Genomic DNA, 16591 nt, shown 5'->3' with positions numbered 1-16591 from the left:
CCGTCAAATGGCCAGCGTCTTGAGCTTCTTGCGACGCCCGTAGATCAGCGTTGCAATTCCGCGCGTCACCACCAGGGCGGTGAACATCGAAGCGCTGATACCGACCACCAGGGTGATGGCAAACCCGCGCAGCGGGCCGGTGCCGAAGGCGTACAGGGCAACACCCGCCAGGATGCCGGTGAGGTTGGCGTCCAGGATCGAACTCGATGCCTTGTCGTAACCGGTGGCGATGGCCGACTTGGGCGGCATGCCGTTACGCAACTCCTCGCGTATTCGCTCGTTGATCAGCACGTTGGCGTCAACCGACAGGCCGATCGACAGCGCGAGACCGGCGAAGCCAGGCAGCGTCATGGTGGCGGTAAAGATCGACATCACTGCGATGACCAGCACCAGGTTCATCAGCAGCGCCACGCTGGTGATCAGCCCGAACATCCGGTAATACAGCATGAAGAAGAACAGGGTGAACAGGAACGCATAGCCCACCGCGGTGATACCGCGCGAGACGTTCTCGGCGCCCAGGCTGGGGCCGACGATGCGCTCTTCGATGAAGTCCATCGGCGCGGCCAGCGAGCCGGAGCGCAGCATGCGGGCCAGGTCGTCGGCCTCCTGCTTCTCCAGGCCGGTGGTCTGGAACTCGCGGCTGAAGACGCCGGAGATGTTGGCGACGCTGATGATTTCCTCGCTGTCGCGGAAGGTACGCACTTCCTCGCCGTTGACCATCCGCACCTGCGGCACGCGTTCGATGTAGACCACCGCCATCGGCTTGCCGACGCTCATGCTGGTGAAGTCGAACATGCGCTTTCCGGCCGAGGCATTCAGGGTCACGCTGACCGCGGGCAGGCCGTTCTGGTCATAGCTGGACTGCGCGTTCACCATTTCCTCGCCGGTGGCGATCACCCGGCGGCTGAGGATGTAGGGAATCGGGTTGCCGTCGATACCCACATCGCGGCTGTAGTAGATGCGCCCGTCGGGCGGCACCACGCCGGTGCGGGCGGCCTCGAAGGCGTCGCCGTCCAGCACCGCGTGATAGGCGAGCGTTGCGGTGGCGCCAATCATGCGCTTCGCCTCGGCGGTGTCCTGCACGCCGGGCAGCTGCACCACCACGCGGTCGTCGCCCTGGCGCTGGATGACCGGCTCGGACACGCCCACTTCGTCCACGCGGTTGCGCAGCGTGGTGATGTTCTGGTCGATCGCATCGATCGCGATCTGGTTCAGTTCCGTATCCGGCACCCGGGTGGTGATGCGGTTGCCGCTCACGCTGCGGTTGAGCGTTGGCTGATCGGTGGCCATCAGCCGCATGGCCCGGCTGACGTCTGCTTCATCGGCCAGCACGGTCTGGATGCTGCCGTCGGCGCGCCGTTCCACAGAGGTGTAACGCACGCGGGCATCGCGCAGGCTGGCGCGGATGGCTTCTGCGTAGGAATCAAGCCGCCGCTCAAGCGCGGCCTGCTGGTCCACCTGCATCACGAAATGCACGCCGCCCTGCAGGTCGAGCCCCAGCACCATCGGATTGGCGCCGAGCCGGCTGAGCCAGTCCGGCACAGTGGAGGCCAGGTTCAGGGTGACGGTGTAGTTTTCACCCAGGGACTCCCGCAGCAGATCCGATGCCAGGGTCTGCGAATCCAGATCCGGCAGGCGCACCATCAGGTTGCCGCCCTCGATATCGACGTCGATCGACTTGAGCGCGATGCCGGCTTCATCCAGCTGGGTGCGGATACGCTCAACCAGCGGCTGACTGACCTGGTTGCCGCGGGTGGCCGTCACCTGCACCGACGGATCCTGCGGATACATGTTCGGCAGCGCGTACAGCAAGCCGAGCAGTGCCACCAGCACGATCAAGGCGTATTTCCAACGGGGAAATTCCAGCATTGCGGGTCCCTGCGCGGCAGCCTTTCAGCTGACGCCTGTCAAGTATTTGGAAGTAGATGTCCGCTCAGGCGGACTTGAGGGTGCCCTTGGGCAGCACATTGCCGATCGAACCCTTCTGCACGCGGATCTCCACGCGGTCGGCGATCTCGATCGTCACGAAGCTGTCGCCAATGGCGCGCACGGTGCCGGCGATGCCGCCGCCCGAGATGACCTCGTCACCCACGGACAGCTTCTCGAGCATGCCCCGATGCTCCTTGTTGCGCTTCATCTGCGGACGGATCAGCAGGAAGTACATGATCGCGATCAGCAGCAGCGGGAACATCAGCGCCTGCAGCATGCTGCCTCCGGCGGGTGCTGCAGCGGCGTGGGCGGGGGCGATGAAGAAGTCGAGCAGGGTCATCGGGATATCCAAGAAGGGAAAACAGCCGGGAATTATGCCACGGCGGCGGAGGTTGGCGCTGGCGGGGCCCGCAGCATGGGGGACGCGCGTCGGGGGCGTAGCCCCGACCTACGTGCGGGCTGCGTAGAAAGACTCGCGGAAGGCGGCGAAGGTTCCCGCGGCGATCGCATCACGCATGCCGGCCATGAGCTGCTGGTAGTACCAGAGGTTGTGCAGGGTGCCGAGGATCGGTCCCAGCATTTCATTGCAGCGCACCAGGTGGCGCAGATAGGCGCGGGTGTAGCCGCCAGCGCATGCGGCGCAGCCACAGCCCTCCTCAATCGGGCGCAGGTCGCGTTCGTATTTGGAATTGCGGATCCGGACGGTGCCGGTACTGGTGAAATAGTGGCCGTTGCGGGCGTTGCGGGTGGGCATCACGCAGTCAAACATGTCCACCCCGCGCGCCACCGCCTCCACCAGGTCCTCGGGCCGGCCGACCCCCATCAGGTAGCGCGGCCGGTCGGTCGGCAGCTGCGGGCAGGTGTGGTCGAGCATGGCGTTGCGCTCGTCCTCGGTCTCGCCCACCGCCAGCCCGCCGATGGCGTAGCCGTCGAAGCCAATGCCCTTCAGCCCTTCCGCCGAACGCGTGCGCAGATCCTGGAATATCCCGCCCTGGACGATCCCGAACAGCGCCGCGTCGTTGCCTTCGTGGGCGCGCCTGGAGCGCTCGGCCCAGCGCAGCGACAGCTCCATCGAGCGTTCGATCACCTGGCGCTCCACCGGCTTGCCATCCACGTGCACCGGCGGGCATTCGTCGAAAATCATCACCACGTCCGAGTCGAGCACCTTCTGGATGTGCATGCTCTCTTCCGGGCCCAGGAACACGGTGCGCCCGTCGGTGGGCGCCTGGAAGGTCACCCCCTGCTCGGTGATGCGGCGTTTGTGCGCCAGCGAGAACACCTGGAACCCACCCGAGTCGGTCAGGATCGGCCCATCCCAGCGGGTGAAGCCGTGCAGGCCGCCGTGATCGCCGATCACCTCCAGACCCGGGCGCAGATACAGGTGGAAGGTATTGCCCAGGATCATCTGCGCGCCCAACGCGCGCACCTGGTCCGGCAATACGCCCTTGACCGTGCCGTAGGTGCCCACCGGCATGAATGCCGGCGTTTCCACCGTGCCGCGCGGAAAGCGCATCCGCCCGCGGCGGGCCGCGCCATCGCTGGCCAGCAATTCAAAATCCATGCGTGAACTCATCGCCCTTCCCCGGCTCCAGGCACCACCAGCGGATCGCCCACCAGGCGCAGCCCGATTTCAGCTCCGGCCTGGGCCGCATGCTCGTCACACAGGTCCACCTCGACCACTTCACCGCCACCCAGACGCACGCTGCCGATATGGTGCGGGCCGCGGAAGCCGACGTTGACCAGTTCACCGCGGATCGCGCCCGCGGGATCGCAGCTCAGCGACTCCGGCCGCAGCAGCACCTCGCCGTCGCCAGCCAGCCCCAGCGCGGCGGCCGATACCAGGCTGCCGCGTCCGATGAAGTCGGCCACGAAGCGGTCGGCCGGACGCCGGTAAAGCGAGACCGCCGAATCCCACTGCAGGATCCGGCCGCGTTCCATCACCCCGATCCGGTCGGCCATGGCGAACGCCTCGGCCTGGTCGTGGGTCACCATCAGCACGGTCGTGCCGGTGGCCTTGAGCAGCGTGCGCAGCTCGCCGGCCAGGCGCTGGCGGGTGTCGATATCCAGATTGGAGAACGGCTCGTCCAGCAACAGCAGGGCCGGTTCCGGGGCCAGCGCGCGCGCCAGCGCCACCCGCTGCTGCTGGCCTCCGGACAGCTCATGGGGGAACGCGTCGGCGGACGCCTCCAGCCCCACAAGCTCCAGCAGCTCACGCACCCGCTCCGCCCGCTCGGCCCGTGGCCGGTGCCGCAGGCCGAAGGCAACGTTGGCGGCCACGTCCAGATGCGGGAACAGCGCGTAGTCCTGGAACATCATGCCGACCCTGCGCTGCTCCGGCGCCTGGCCGCCATGCGCGTCGGCAATCAACTTGCCTTCCAGTTCAAGACGCCCGGCAATCAGCGGCTCGAAACCGGCGATAGCCCGCAGCACGGTGGTCTTGCCGCAGCCCGACGCGCCGAGCAGGCAGCCGATTTCGCCCGCCTGCAGCTCCAGCGACAGGCCATCCACCACCACCTTCATGCCGGCCGACGTCGGGTAACCCACCTGCACATCGGCCAGCTGCAGCAATGCCTGGTCACTCACGATGCATGCTCCCGGCCGTAGCCCAGGCCGGTCCGCGCCAACAGCACCACCGGCAGCAGTCCCACCAAAACGATCATCAAGGCCGCCACAGCGCCCTCCTCATAGGTCCCCCGCGACGCTTCGGCATACAGCCAGGTCGCCAGGGTTTCGAAATTCAGCGGCCGCAGCAGCAGCGTGGCCGGCAGTTCCTTCATGGTATCGACGAACACCAGCAGTGCCGCCGCGGCCATGGCCGGGCGCAGCAGCGGCAGATGCACCCGCTGCAGCATCGCCCCGGGCGAATGGCCAAGACTGGCCGCGGCCTGGTCCAGCGAACGCGGCACCCGGGTCAGGCCGGCTTCGATCCCGCCCGCGGATATGGCCAGGAAGCGCAGCATGTACGCGATCACCAGCGCCGTCGCCGAGCCCATGAGCACCATCTGCGGAGCGCCGCCGAAAGCCGCGATCACCACGTTGGCACCGTCGTCGAACCAGGCCAGCGGCACCAGCAGGCCGATGGCCAGCACGGTGCCAGGTACCGCGTAGCCAAGACTTGCAACGCGCAGGTTCAACGCGGCCAGCCTGCTGCGCCGGCGTCCCTGGGCAAGGCGCAGCGCCCAGGCCACCGTCAGCCCGGCCACCAACGTCACCACCGTTGCGGCCAGTGCGATCAGCAGGGTGTTGCGGGCGCTGGCCAGCAGCTGCGGAGACACCCCGCTGCTGCCCAGGCGTTCAAAGGATTCCCACGCCAGATGCGATGCCGGGATGGCGAAGCCGATCAGCACCGGCACCACGCCCAGCCCCAGCGCCAGCCAGGCCGGCGCACCGCGCAGTTGCAGCGGGCGCATGGGCCGGGGCCGCTGCGTGGCGGCGTAGCGCTGGCGGCGGCGACCGTAGCGTTCGATCAGGATCAGCAGCACCACGATCGCCAGCATCGCCATCGCGATCTGCGAAGCCCCCGGCAGGTCGCTGCGGGTCACCCAGGTGGTGTAGACCGCCACGGTCAGGGTCTGCACGCCGAGGAATTCGGAAGCGCCGATATCGTTGAGCGTTTCCAGCAGCGCCAGTACCGCGCCGATGGCAATCGCCGGGCGCGCCATCGGCAGGGCAACCCGGGTGAACACCCGCAGCGGCGAGGCGCCCAGCGAGCGCGCCGCTTCCAGCAGGCTCGCCGCCTGGGTCATGAACATGGCCCGGGTGGTCAGGTACACATAGGGATAGAGCACGAAGCCAAGCAGCACGATGCAGCCGGTCAGCGAGCGGATATCCGGCAGCCGGAAATCGCGCGGACTGTCGTAGCCCAGCAGGCTGCGCAGCACGCCCTGCACCGGCCCCAGCGGATGCAGCAGGTCCAGGTAGGAGAACGCGACGATATAGGTGGGCACCGCCAGCGGCAGCAGCAGGGCCCAGGACACGAACCGCCGGCCGGGAAACTCGTAGGCCGTGACCAGCCAGGCCGCGCCGGTGCCGATCGCGATCACCAGCGCGCCCACCCCGCCCAGCAGGATCAGGGTATTGAGCGCGGAGCGCGGCAGCACATGGACCGCGATATGCGACCACAGCCCGTCACTGCCCTGCAGGGCGCTCCAGCCGAGCGCCAGCAGCGGCAACAGCATGATCGCGGCGACCACCGTTGCCGCGGGCTGCCAGAAGTCGGGGCGCAACCGCGAAACCGGTTGCGCCCGCCAGGTCGATGCCAGCGTCATCCCGCTACCGCGCTGGCCCGGCATCCAGGCATCAGTTGTCGAACCCGACCTTGTCGGCCAGCTCGCTCGCCTGCTTGCGATAGCGCGCCACCTCGGTCAGCGGCAGCGGATCGATCTCCATCTCGCCGAAGCTGGCCACCACCGGGTCAAGCTCAACGCCCGCCTTCACCGGATACTCGTAGTTGGCCATGGCGTACATGCTCTGGGCCGCGTCGGACACCAGGTATTCCAGCAGCTGCACCGCGTTGTCGCGGTTGGGCGAGTTGGCAGCAATCGCGCCACCGCTGATGTTCACGTGGGTGCCGCCGTCTTCAGCGCTGGCGAACACCGGGCGCACCACCTGGATCGCATCGCCCCACTGGCGCTGCTCGCTGCCCTCTTCGCTGTTTTTCATCCGGCCGACGTAATAGGCGTTGGCGATGCCGATGTCGCAGATGCCGGCGAGGATGTCGCGGGCCACATCGCGGTCGCCGCCGGCAGCCTTGCGGGCCAGGTTGTCCTTGACCCCGCGCAGCCACTGCTCGGTGGCCTCGGCGCCGGAGTGGGCGATCATCGCCGCGAACAGGCTGGTGTTGTACGGGTGCTGGCCCGAGCGGATGCACACCCGGCCCTTCCACTGCGGATCGGCCAGGTTCTCGTAGGTGAAGCCTTCAAGCTCCAGGTCCTTGTCGGCGTACAGCACGCGGTCGCGCAGCGACAGCGCGAACCACTGGCCATCCCCGCCCCGCAGGTGCGTGGGGATGGCGGATTCCAGCACATCGGACTGCACGGCCTGGGTGTAGCCGGCGTTGACCACGTCCAGCAGGTTGCCGGTATCCACGGTCATCAGCACGTCGGCCGGCGAGCGCTCGCCTTCCGCGCCCAGCCGCTCCATCAGGCCGTCCTTCAGGAACACCGTGTTGACCGCGATGCCGGTGTTGTCGGTGAAGGCATCCAGCAGCGGCTGGATCAGGCCCGGCTCACGGGTGGTGTACAGATTCACCTCGCCGGAAGCCGCTGCGTCCGACGCGCCGGTGGCGGCTGCGGAGGTGGAATCCTCCTGCCCTCCGCACGCGGCCAGCAGCAGCGCGGCGCAGGCGGCGGCCAGCAGGCCGGTGGGACGGGACAGGCGGAACGATCGGGACATCAGGCGCATGAACAACTCCACAAATTGGGGGGATGACGCTCTGGCGAGCCCGGCTGAAGGTGCTGAGCGCAGATGGGAATTATAATCATTGACGTCACGGGCTGGGGAACAGCAGCATCGCGTCGCCATAGGAAAAAAACCGGTAACGCTGCTGCACCGCATGCGCATAGGCCTGAAACACGCGCTCCTTGCCGGCAAATGCCGAGACCAGCATCAGCAGCGTCGACTCGGGCAGGTGGAAGTTGGTCAGCAGCGCATCCACGCTGCGGATCCGGTAGCCCGGGAAGATGAAGATCTGCGTCTCTCCGGAAAACGGATGCAGCGCACCCTCGCCGGCTTCGTTCAGGCGCATGGCACTTTCCAGCGCCCGCACCACCGTGGTGCCGACCGCAATCACCCGCCCCCCGGCCTCGCGGGTGCGGCGGATCTGCGCCACCAGCTCCGCCCCCACGTTCAGCCATTCGCTGTGCATGCGGTGCGCATGCAGGTCATCCACCCGCATTGGCAGGAACGTGCCTGCGCCCACGTGCAGGGTGACGTGGCCGAATTCCACCCCGCGCGCCTGCAGCGCTTCCAGCAGCCGCTCGTCGAAGTGCAGGCCCGCCGTTGGCGCCGCCACCGCCCCGGACTCGCGTGCAAAAACGGTCTGGTAGCGCTCTGCGTCATCCCGGCCCGGGGCCCGCTGGATATACGGCGGCAACGGCATGCGCCCCGCTTCCAGCAGCCACGATTCCAGCGCCTCCGGCACGTCAAAGCGCAGCAGATAGAAGCCGCCATCGCGCTCCAGCACCTCGGCGCTGCCGCCGCCATCCAGTTCGATCACCGCGCCGGGCTTGGGCGGCTTGCTCGCCCGCAGCTGCGCACGGGCCCTGGAATCCGACAGCACCCGTTCGATCAGCAGCTCCACCCTGCCACCGCTCTGCTTGTTGCCAAACAGGCGCGCCGGGATCACCCGGGTGTCATTGAACACCAGCAGGTCGCCGGGCTGCAGCAGATCGGGCAGATCGGCCACGTTGCGGTCATCGAACCCCGTGCTGTCCGGCGGCACCAGCAGCAGGCGGCTGGCGGAGCGCTCGGGCAATGGTTCCTGGGCGATCAGTTCGGGTGGAAGCTCGTAATGGAAGTCGGACTTTTTCATCAGCGCGAAAATTTGGTGGAGAGAATGATGGAGGATGTGGTGCGTTCAACACCATCGATGGCGCCGATGCGATCGGTCAGGACGTCCATGTCGCCCACCGTCGGCGCGGCCCCCAGCGCCACCAGATCCGAGGCCCCGCTGACCGAATGCAGCGCGCGCACTTCCGGGATGTCATGCAGGGCCTGGACCACTGACGCCATCTGCCGGGGCAGCACCGCGATCAGGATGTGGGCCCTGATCTGGGCCCGCTCGTAATCATCGGAAACGCGCACCGTGTAGCCCTCGATCACTCCGCGCCGCTCCAGGCGTTCGATCCGGCTGTGTACCGTGGTGCGCGAGAGCTGCAGCCGCCGCGCGATCTCTGCGGTCGACAGGCGCGCGTCCTCTCGCAGCAGGGAAAGCAGCTGTTCGTCGGCAGTCGTGAGCTTCATGGAGGCCTCGCTTTATCGTCGATATGACGAAATTATGCACCAATCCGTGCAATCCATACCTTTCAAACGACGATTTAATTTCAGACAATGGACCACGTGCGTGCCTCCCACCCGCTGCGCACGCCGCGTCCCAACCGGGGCGCCCCGACACTTTTTTGAACCAGAGGAACACGCCCATGTCCGTGATCGACAAGCTTTCCGCGCTCCGCGCCCACGCCGGCGCACGCCGCACCAATGGCCTGGATGACGCCACCATCGAGCGCTTCGCCTCCGGCCACCCGGAGCTGGTGGAAGCGATCGAGGCGGCCGCGGAGGAATACGCGCTGATCCGCACCGAGTATGCGGACCTGCTGGACCTGGATGAAGACCAGCAGATCCAGAAGACCCAGGCGGACTTCGTCAACTTCTACCCGCAGGACGGCGTGAACCCCTACGTGGCGCTGACCGCCCGCGGCCCCTGGATCGTGACCCTGAAGGGCGCCGTGCTGTATGACACCGGCGGCTACGGCATGCTCGGCTTCGGCCATGCGCCCAAGCCGGTGATCGACGCCATGAGCAAGCCACAGGCGCTGGCCAACATCATGACCCCGAACGTTTCGCAGATGCGCCTGGCGAAGATGCTGCGGGCCGAGATCGGCCACACCGGCAGCGGCTGCCCGTTCACGGCGTTCATGTGCCTCAACTCCGGCTCCGAGTCGGTCTCGCTGGCCGCGCGCATTGCCGACACCAACGCCAAGACCATGACCGATCCGGATGGCCGCCACGCCGGCCGCACGGTCAAGCGCCTGGTGGTCAAGGGGGCCTTCCACGGCCGCACCGAGGCCCCGGCCCTGTATTCCGATTCCACCCGCAAGGCCTACCAGGGCGCGCTGGCAAGCTACCGCACCGAAGACAGCGTGCTGGTGATCGCGCCGTACGACCTGGACGCGCTGAAGCAGGCATTTGCCGATGCCGATGCCAACGGCTGGTTCATCGAGGCGATGTTCCTGGAGCCGGTGATGGGCGAAGGCGACCCCGGCCGCAGCGTGCCACCGGAGTTCTACGCCGCTGCGCGCGAGCTGACCAAAGCCCACGGATCGCTGCTGCTGATCGACTCGATCCAGGCCGGCCTGCGCGCCACCGGCACCCTGTCGATCGTTGACTACCCCGGGTTCGAGGGCCAGGAAGCTCCGGACATGGAAACCTATTCAAAGGCACTCAACGCCGGCCAGTTCCCGCTGTCGGTACTGGCGGTCAACGAGCGTGCTGCCGGCATCTACAAGCGCGGCACCTACGGCAACACCATGACCGCCAACCCGCGCGCAGCGGATGTGGGCACGGCGGTACTGGGCATGGTGACTCCCAAGGTGCGGGCCAATATCCAGCAGCGCGGCCGCCAGGCGGTGGAGAAGCTGGAAGCGCTGAAGACCGAGCTGGGCGGGCTGATCACCAAGGTGCAGGGCACCGGCCTGCTGTTCTCGTGCGAGCTGTCGGGCGAGTTCAAGGGTTACGGCGCGGGCTCGAGCGAGGAGTGGCTGCGTGAGAACGGCCTGGGCGTGATCCACGGCGGCGAGAACTCGCTGCGCTTCACCCCGCGCTTTGAAATGGCCGAGGACGAGCTCGACCTGCTGGTCGACATGGTCCGCCGGGTGCTGAAGGAAGGCCCGCGCAAGGCCTGAGCACGCCGGACCTGAGCAAGCAGGGTTTGAGCACTGGAGGCCCGGGCATTGCCCGGGCCTTTTTGATTGTGCGGGATGCGCCTGACGCGCGTTGCTCATTCCCAGCAGCGGTCGGTGCGGCCTTTGAGGGTGGCCGGCCGGGGGCAGTCGCGCTGCTGGATCCTGCCTTCCGTACGCTCCACCAGCCGGCGGCCCGAAGCACGATCTCCGGCCAGCGAGAACGCGTCATACAGACGGCCGGTCGCGGTACGCGATTCATAGTGCAGCTCGCCGCCTTCGATCCGGATCACCTGGAACAGCTGGGTGTCCTCGGCCACGGGGGCCATCGTGTCACGAGCCTGCGGTGACAGCCGGTACTGCTTGGCACCCACCACGCTGACCAGGTACTGCGGCGTGCCCTGCCCTTCCACCAGCCCGCCGCGGCGGCCGTAGACATGGTCATGGCCCTGCAGCACCAGGTCCACGCGATGACGCTCGAGCACCGGCAGCACCTGCTCGCGCAGCAGCACATTGTCGCGGTCCTGGCGGGGCGAGAACATCGGCTGGTGGATGGCCACGATCAGCCACTCTGGCGGGTTGGTCGACAGCACTTCTTCGAGCCAGCGTGCCTGTGCCCGGGCAGTGCCCAGATCCAGCGCTGAGGTGCCGTCCAGCACCACGAAGCGCGCATCGTGCATATCGAACCAGTAGGTGGTTGCCTTCGCGCCCGGTGCACCATTGCCGGGCAGTGCATGCACGTGCGGCCAATGGGCACCCAGTACGCGGCGCTCCTGCGGGGTGTCCTCGAACTCCTTGGCGTATTCGTGGTTGCCGGCCACGGGGGCCAGCAGCATGGTCGCCGTCACCGGGGCGGCGGCATCGAACCACTCGCCCCACTCACTGTCATCCTCGCCGTCGCCGCCGCTGACCTGGTCACCGGTGAACAGCGCCAGCCGCGCGCGGGGTGCGTGGCGCAGCGCTTCCAGGATCACCCGGGTGGAGTGGCTGGCGTTCTTGTTCTGGGTGTCGCCGAAATACAGGAACTCCAGCGGCTGAGCCGGGGTGCCCGCCGTGCGCAATTGCCGCCAAGGGCTCCACCAGCCATTCGCGCCCTGCACACGAAACGCGTACAGCGTGTCCGGATCCAGACTGTCCACTTCGACCTGGTGCTGGTAGCCCGCACCGGTTTCGGACTCCAGGCGGGTGCTGCGGGCTACCCTTTTCCTGGTCTCTCCGGTATCCGGAGAATCACCGGCCAGCGCAAGCTCCAGCAGCGGGTTTTCAATGGCCAGCGAGGTGCGCCATGCCACCTGGAAACCGTGCGCGGGATCGGCTGCAGGAGTCGCGATGATCCTGTCCGGCTGCGCCGCAGGGGCATAGCGCAGGTCGCCCGGCGGCACGAGGACATTGGGCTCCAGCTGCCGCGTCGGAGGTAAGGCGGCTGTGTCGGCAAGCGCCAGGCCCGGAACACCAAGCAGGCCCGCCAGCACCAGTGCCGCCAAGCCGTGATTCACCGTACGCAGGGCACAGCGCTTCATCGCGGACACTCCTGCAATCCCAGGCCCACCGCAATCCCGCGCCAGTCGATGGCCACCATGCCCTGGTCGTCGTGCACCGCATACAGCACACCCGCCGGGAATCGCAGCGTGGGCTGGTCGTGCAACCAGATGCCATCAGTGTTGGCCACGGTGGTGCCAGTGAAGGCCCCAACATGTTCCAGGCTGAGCCTGTCGAACAGGTGGAACGTGGTCCGGTCACGGCCCTGGGCGGTGGTGATCCACCAGCCGCCGCCATTGCCGCAGGTCTTGAGCATGATCCCTTCGGCCTGTGCTTCCAGCACGGTGTCGCCTACCAGCTCACCGGTGAACCTGCCTTCCAGGTCGTACACCTTGAATTCGTTGGAATAGGTTTCGTCTTCCTCGGCCACCAGCAGGCGGTTGTTATCGGGGTCGCCCCACAGCGACTCCACCACCCGCAGCGCCCCTTCGGCAGAGGTGTCGCCGGACGCGCCAAGATGTCGCGCACCGGCGTCTCCCGCTTCGGGATCGAAGGCAAAGCGGTGCACCCGCCGATCCAGCTCCGAAAGCGGCGGCAGGATGTCTTCGCCCTCCTCGTCTTCACCGGCCATATAGGCGTCGGTCACGTAGAGCTCGTAGCCATCGCCCACGGCCTGCACCCACAGACCGTAGGGGAGTTCGAGCACATCGCTGCCGAACATCGCCACGGTTTCCATGCCCGGCAGCTGCAGCACCTGCACCCGGCGATTGTCACGCTCAACCACGAATGCCAGGTCATCGGCCACCGCGATGCCGTTGGGGCGATCGAATTCGCCACGACCCACGCCCGGCTCACCCACGTGACGCACGAACTCGCCGGTGAAGCCGTCATATACCACCAGGCGATGGGTGGACTTGGCGGTGGCCAGCACCAGCACATCGCCATCCGGACTGCTCCAGCTGGCGACTGAATCGATGTTGTCATCCGGGGTCATCGGCGTGGCGAACGCCTCGTTCACCAGCACCGGGCCGAGCGTGGCGCTGTCGGCCATGTCATCAGCGACGGCGGGGACCACCGCTTCCTGCTGGGTACAGGCAGCCAATGCAAGCGCCATCAGGCTGGCGCCAGCCAGGCGCCAACCCAGCGCCGGGGGACGGCTGCCGGAAGCGAAAGACGGGGAAGCAGCTCGGGAGATGCGGCGGTTTGTCATTGACTGGTCACAAAGGCGTTGGAAAGGCGGCGATTGTCGCCAGCGCATGTGTCCATCCGGTTACAGGCCAGCCGCTGCGCTGTAAACGAACTGCAGCAATTCGGTCATGGGGCGGCAATCAGCGCTCACGACCATATGCGGCATCCGCGATCGCCTGCGACCGCGGTTCCACCTGTCCGTTACCAGAGTAGTCAATGACCATCCAACGCTCACTGATCGCTGCCGCCATTGCTTCGGCGCTCGCGTTCGCCGCTGCTGCCCCTGCCCATGCCGAGCCCCAGGCGGCTGCCCTGGTCGGCGAAGCCGTCTCCGCCGGCACCATCGTCGGCCGGGTGCGTGAATCCTCGGTTGGTGCATCGCTTGATGGCGCCATCGTCTCGCTCAACGGCGAGCAGGTGGCCGTGACCCGCCGCAACGGCGAGTTCCGCATCGCCAGCGTCTCGCCCGGCCGCCACACCGTCACCATCGATTACCTGGGCTACCACAGCGTGGATACCGAGGTGGAGCTGCCTGCGAACGAAGGCGCCCGCGTCGAGATCAGCCTGTACAGCACCGTTGCGGCTGCCGACGCCGTCGACTTCGGCACCGTTGAGGTCCGTGCCACCCGCGATGCCAACGCGCAGGCCCTGAACCAGCAGCGCGCCTCCACCAACTACATCAACGTAGTGTCAGCCGACCTGCTGGGGCAGTTCCCCGACAACAACATCGCCGAGTCCACCCAGCGCATCCCCGGCGTGTCGATCGAGCGTGACCAGGGCGAAGGCCGCTACGTGACCGTGCGCGGCGCGCCCAAGGAGTTCACCACCGTCACCATCGACGGCGTGCAGCTGGCCAACCCGGACGCGGAAAGCCGTGGCGTTGAGCTGGACACCATCCCGGCCGACGTGATCGCGGCGCTGGAAGTGACCAAGGCGCTGACGCCGGACATGGACGCCGACGCCATCGCCGGCAACATCAACATCCGCACCCAGAGTGCGCTGGACCGTGACGGCCTGACCCTGCGCGCTTCCGCGGCCCGGGGCGAGTTCGAGCTGGGCAGTGGCGACAACCAGCGCTACAACGCCACCATCGGCAACCGCTTCGGGCCGGACGACAACATCGGCATCCTCATCGCCGCCTCACGCAGCAAGCAGGAGCGCTACACCGACAACGTGGAAGCGGTGTTTGACGACTTCGATGGCGAGATCATGCCGGCGGAGATCGAGATCAAGGACTACGAGGGCACCCGCACCCGCACCGGCCTGACCGGCCGCTTCGACATCCGCATCAACCCCGAGAACCTGCTGTACTTCATCGCCTCGGACTCCAACTTCAAAGACCGCGAGTTCCGTGACGCCATGGCCATCGAGCTGGAGCGCCACGAGCCCGGCTCGGGCGAAATCACCGGCGTGGCCGGCCGCGCCACCTTCGACAAGGAACTGCGCGAGCGCACCTACGACAAGACCATCCGCACCTACAACCTGGGTGGCGAGCACTGGATCGGCGACCACTGGAAGCTGGACTGGCAGGCCGCGCAGAGCAAGGCCGACAAGACCACCAGCCCGCGCATGCAGTACATCTTCCGCTCGCAGGTCCGGCCGCGCATGGCCTACGACTACAGCAACCCGGACTTCCCGGTCTGGAACATCCTGGACGTGGCCGACGCGCCGGCCAGCGGCGTCAACCTGCCGGAGGACTGGTACCAGTTCCGCCGCCTCAACGACCGCTACGAGTACAGCGAGGAGAAGGAAAACAGCTTCCGCATCGACCTGACCCGCGAGCAGAACTTCCTCGGCGAGATGGGTGACATCAAGTTCGGCCTGCGCGCCCGCCAGCGCGACAAGCTGTTCAACGACGAGCGCCACCGCAACGGCGAAGGCGATGACTTCGACGCGCTGGGCATCAGCTACTCGGACATGCTGTGCGACAGCTGGTCGAACAACTTCGATTACTTCCTCACCGGCCGCCGGTTCTGCCGCGACATCTTCAGCAACCATGGCGAGCCGCTGCGCGCCAGCAGCAACCATGAGCGCCTGCTTGAAGACTCGATCACCGGCGACTACCGCGCCTCCGAGGATGTCTACGCCGGCTACGTGCGGGTCGATGCCACCTGGGACAAGCTGACCCTGCTGGCCGGCGCACGCTACGAGCGCACCGAACTTGAAGGCAGCGCCACCGAGTTCAACGAGGACACCGAGGAGTTCGCGCCGCGCCATGCCAGCCGCAGCTACGGCCACTTCCTGCCGAGCGTGCACCTGCGCTACGAGTTCGACCAGGACACCATCCTGCGCGCCTCGTACTCGACCGGCCTGAACCGCCCGGACTTCATGCACACCGCGCCCTACCGGATCCGCGGCGAGCGTGACTGGGACGACGTCTCGGTGGGCAACCCGAACGTGAAGGCGGCCTACGCGCACAACTTCGACGTGTCCTACGAGCGCTACCTGCGCCCGCTGGGCCTGGTGTCGGCCGCGGCTTTCTACAAGCGCATCAACGATCCGCTGTTCGTGGCCAGCAGCACCGTGGTGTGGGAAGACGTGGTGATGGACGACGGCGAGGTGCGCGACATCCGCCAGGAAGTGACCCGGCCGGAGAACGGCGACAAGGGCAGCATCTACGGCATGGAGCTGGCGTGGCAGCAGACCTTCGACATGCTGCCGGGCGCGTGGAACGGTCTGGGCGTGTACGCCAACTACACCTGGGCCAAGTCCAAGGCGGAGCTGCCGTTCGGGCTGGGCGAGACGGAGCTGCCGGGCACTTCGCGGCACAACTACAATCTGGCGCTGACGTACGAGAAGTCGGGCTTCAATGCGCGGCTGGCTTACAACCACCGGTCGGAGTTCATCCAGGAGTTCAACATCACCAACCCGGACCTCAACATCCTGTGGGATGGTCGTTCGAGCCTGGACTTCACTACGAGCTACCGGTTCGGGAACGGGGTGAGCCTGTTTGGCGAGGTCAACAACATCAACGACACCCGCCAGGTCCGGTACCAGGGCCAGCGCAACCGGGTGCTGGAGATGGAGGGCTTCGGCCGCTCGTGGCTGGTGGGCGTGCGCTACGACTATTGATCCGGGCGACGCCTGGAAGATATGAGAGGGGCCGGTTGATCCGGCCCCTTTTCTATCGCCAGCCGGAGGGCTATCCGCGTTTTGAGCCTCCGCCGTGATCTGAAGGGCCCCGCCGCGGCCGGCAGGCCTTTGCGCTCCATGTCCCCCGGCCTGCGCCAAGGCGCAGGCCTCCTCCTTTACTTACGCGCAAAGGCCTCCCGGCCACGGCGGGGCTCGGCTCCGGGAAGGCTGAGTGCCGGCCCCGGCTTGCGGCTCGAGGACTGCTTTTTTGTAGGAGCGCGCCATGCGCGCGAAGCCGCGTGAAT

The 16591-nt window shown here is 67.0% G+C and carries 12 protein-coding genes; 2 read left to right on the top strand and 10 right to left on the bottom strand.

Annotation, left to right across the window (positions count from 1 at the left end; genetic code table 11):
* Positions 1-3 precede the first annotated feature (3 nt).
* From secD to WCE59_RS11195, 8 genes are all read right to left on the bottom strand, one after another.
* A complete protein-coding gene (gene secD / locus WCE59_RS11230) occupies positions 4-1869 on the bottom strand; it encodes a protein translocase subunit SecD (protein ID WP_343258866.1) in 1866 nt (621 codons plus the stop codon).
* Positions 1870-1933: 64 nt separating this feature from the next.
* Complete coding sequence (gene yajC, locus WCE59_RS11225; protein ID WP_343258865.1) at positions 1934-2269, bottom strand: preprotein translocase subunit YajC; 336 nt, start codon at positions 2267-2269, stop codon at positions 1934-1936.
* Between the two features lie 108 nt (positions 2270-2377).
* Positions 2378-3502, bottom strand: a complete 1125-nt coding sequence (gene tgt, locus WCE59_RS11220; RefSeq protein ID WP_343258864.1) for a tRNA guanosine(34) transglycosylase Tgt — start codon at positions 3500-3502, stop codon at positions 2378-2380.
* Positions 3499-4512 carry an ABC transporter ATP-binding protein gene (locus WCE59_RS11215; protein WP_343258863.1) on the bottom strand — a complete coding sequence of 338 codons (1014 nt, stop codon included), beginning with the start codon at positions 4510-4512 and terminating at the stop codon, positions 3499-3501. Before WCE59_RS11215 ends, tgt begins: the two co-directional genes overlap by 4 nt.
* A complete protein-coding gene (locus WCE59_RS11210; RefSeq protein ID WP_343258862.1) occupies positions 4509-6155 on the bottom strand; it encodes an ABC transporter permease in 1647 nt (548 codons plus the stop codon). Before WCE59_RS11210 ends, WCE59_RS11215 begins: the two co-directional genes overlap by 4 nt.
* 73 nt (positions 6156-6228) lie before the next feature.
* Complete coding sequence (locus tag WCE59_RS11205; protein WP_343258861.1) at positions 6229-7323, bottom strand: Fe(3+) ABC transporter substrate-binding protein; 1095 nt, start codon at positions 7321-7323, stop codon at positions 6229-6231.
* 94 nt (positions 7324-7417) lie between these two features.
* Positions 7418-8461: a tRNA preQ1(34) S-adenosylmethionine ribosyltransferase-isomerase QueA gene (gene queA / locus WCE59_RS11200; RefSeq protein ID WP_343258860.1), complete on the bottom strand. Its 1044-nt coding sequence runs from the start codon at positions 8459-8461 to the stop codon at positions 7418-7420.
* Positions 8461-8892 carry an Lrp/AsnC family transcriptional regulator gene (locus WCE59_RS11195; protein WP_343258859.1) on the bottom strand — a complete coding sequence of 144 codons (432 nt, stop codon included), beginning with the start codon at positions 8890-8892 and terminating at the stop codon, positions 8461-8463. The genes queA and WCE59_RS11195 overlap by 1 nt, the downstream gene beginning before the upstream one ends.
* Positions 8893-9068: 176 nt before the next feature.
* Between WCE59_RS11195 and WCE59_RS11190 the strand changes: the two genes are divergently transcribed.
* Complete coding sequence (locus WCE59_RS11190; protein WP_343258858.1) at positions 9069-10550, top strand: aminotransferase class III-fold pyridoxal phosphate-dependent enzyme; 1482 nt, start codon at positions 9069-9071, stop codon at positions 10548-10550.
* A 95-nt stretch (positions 10551-10645) separates the two neighbouring features.
* Here WCE59_RS11190 and WCE59_RS11185 read toward each other — a convergent pair whose 3' ends face one another.
* Positions 10646-12019 (bottom strand): metallophosphoesterase, encoded by a 1374-nt coding sequence (locus WCE59_RS11185; protein ID WP_449284156.1) that lies wholly within the window; start codon positions 12017-12019, stop codon positions 10646-10648.
* Between the two features lie 44 nt (positions 12020-12063).
* Positions 12064-13140, bottom strand: coding sequence for a phytase (locus WCE59_RS11180; protein ID WP_343258856.1), 1077 nt, complete (start codon positions 13138-13140; stop codon positions 12064-12066).
* Positions 13141-13430: 290 nt separating this feature from the next.
* Between WCE59_RS11180 and WCE59_RS11175 the strand changes: the two genes are divergently transcribed.
* Positions 13431-16286, top strand: a complete 2856-nt coding sequence (locus WCE59_RS11175) for a TonB-dependent receptor (RefSeq protein WP_343258855.1) — start codon at positions 13431-13433, stop codon at positions 16284-16286.
* Positions 16287-16591: the final 305 nt, after the last annotated feature.

It is taken from the genome of Luteimonas qiangzhengi (assembly GCF_039548515.1).
In the GTDB taxonomy this organism is placed as follows: domain Bacteria; phylum Pseudomonadota; class Gammaproteobacteria; order Xanthomonadales; family Xanthomonadaceae; genus Luteimonas.
This window is presented reverse-complemented; position numbering and strand designations above follow the sequence as displayed.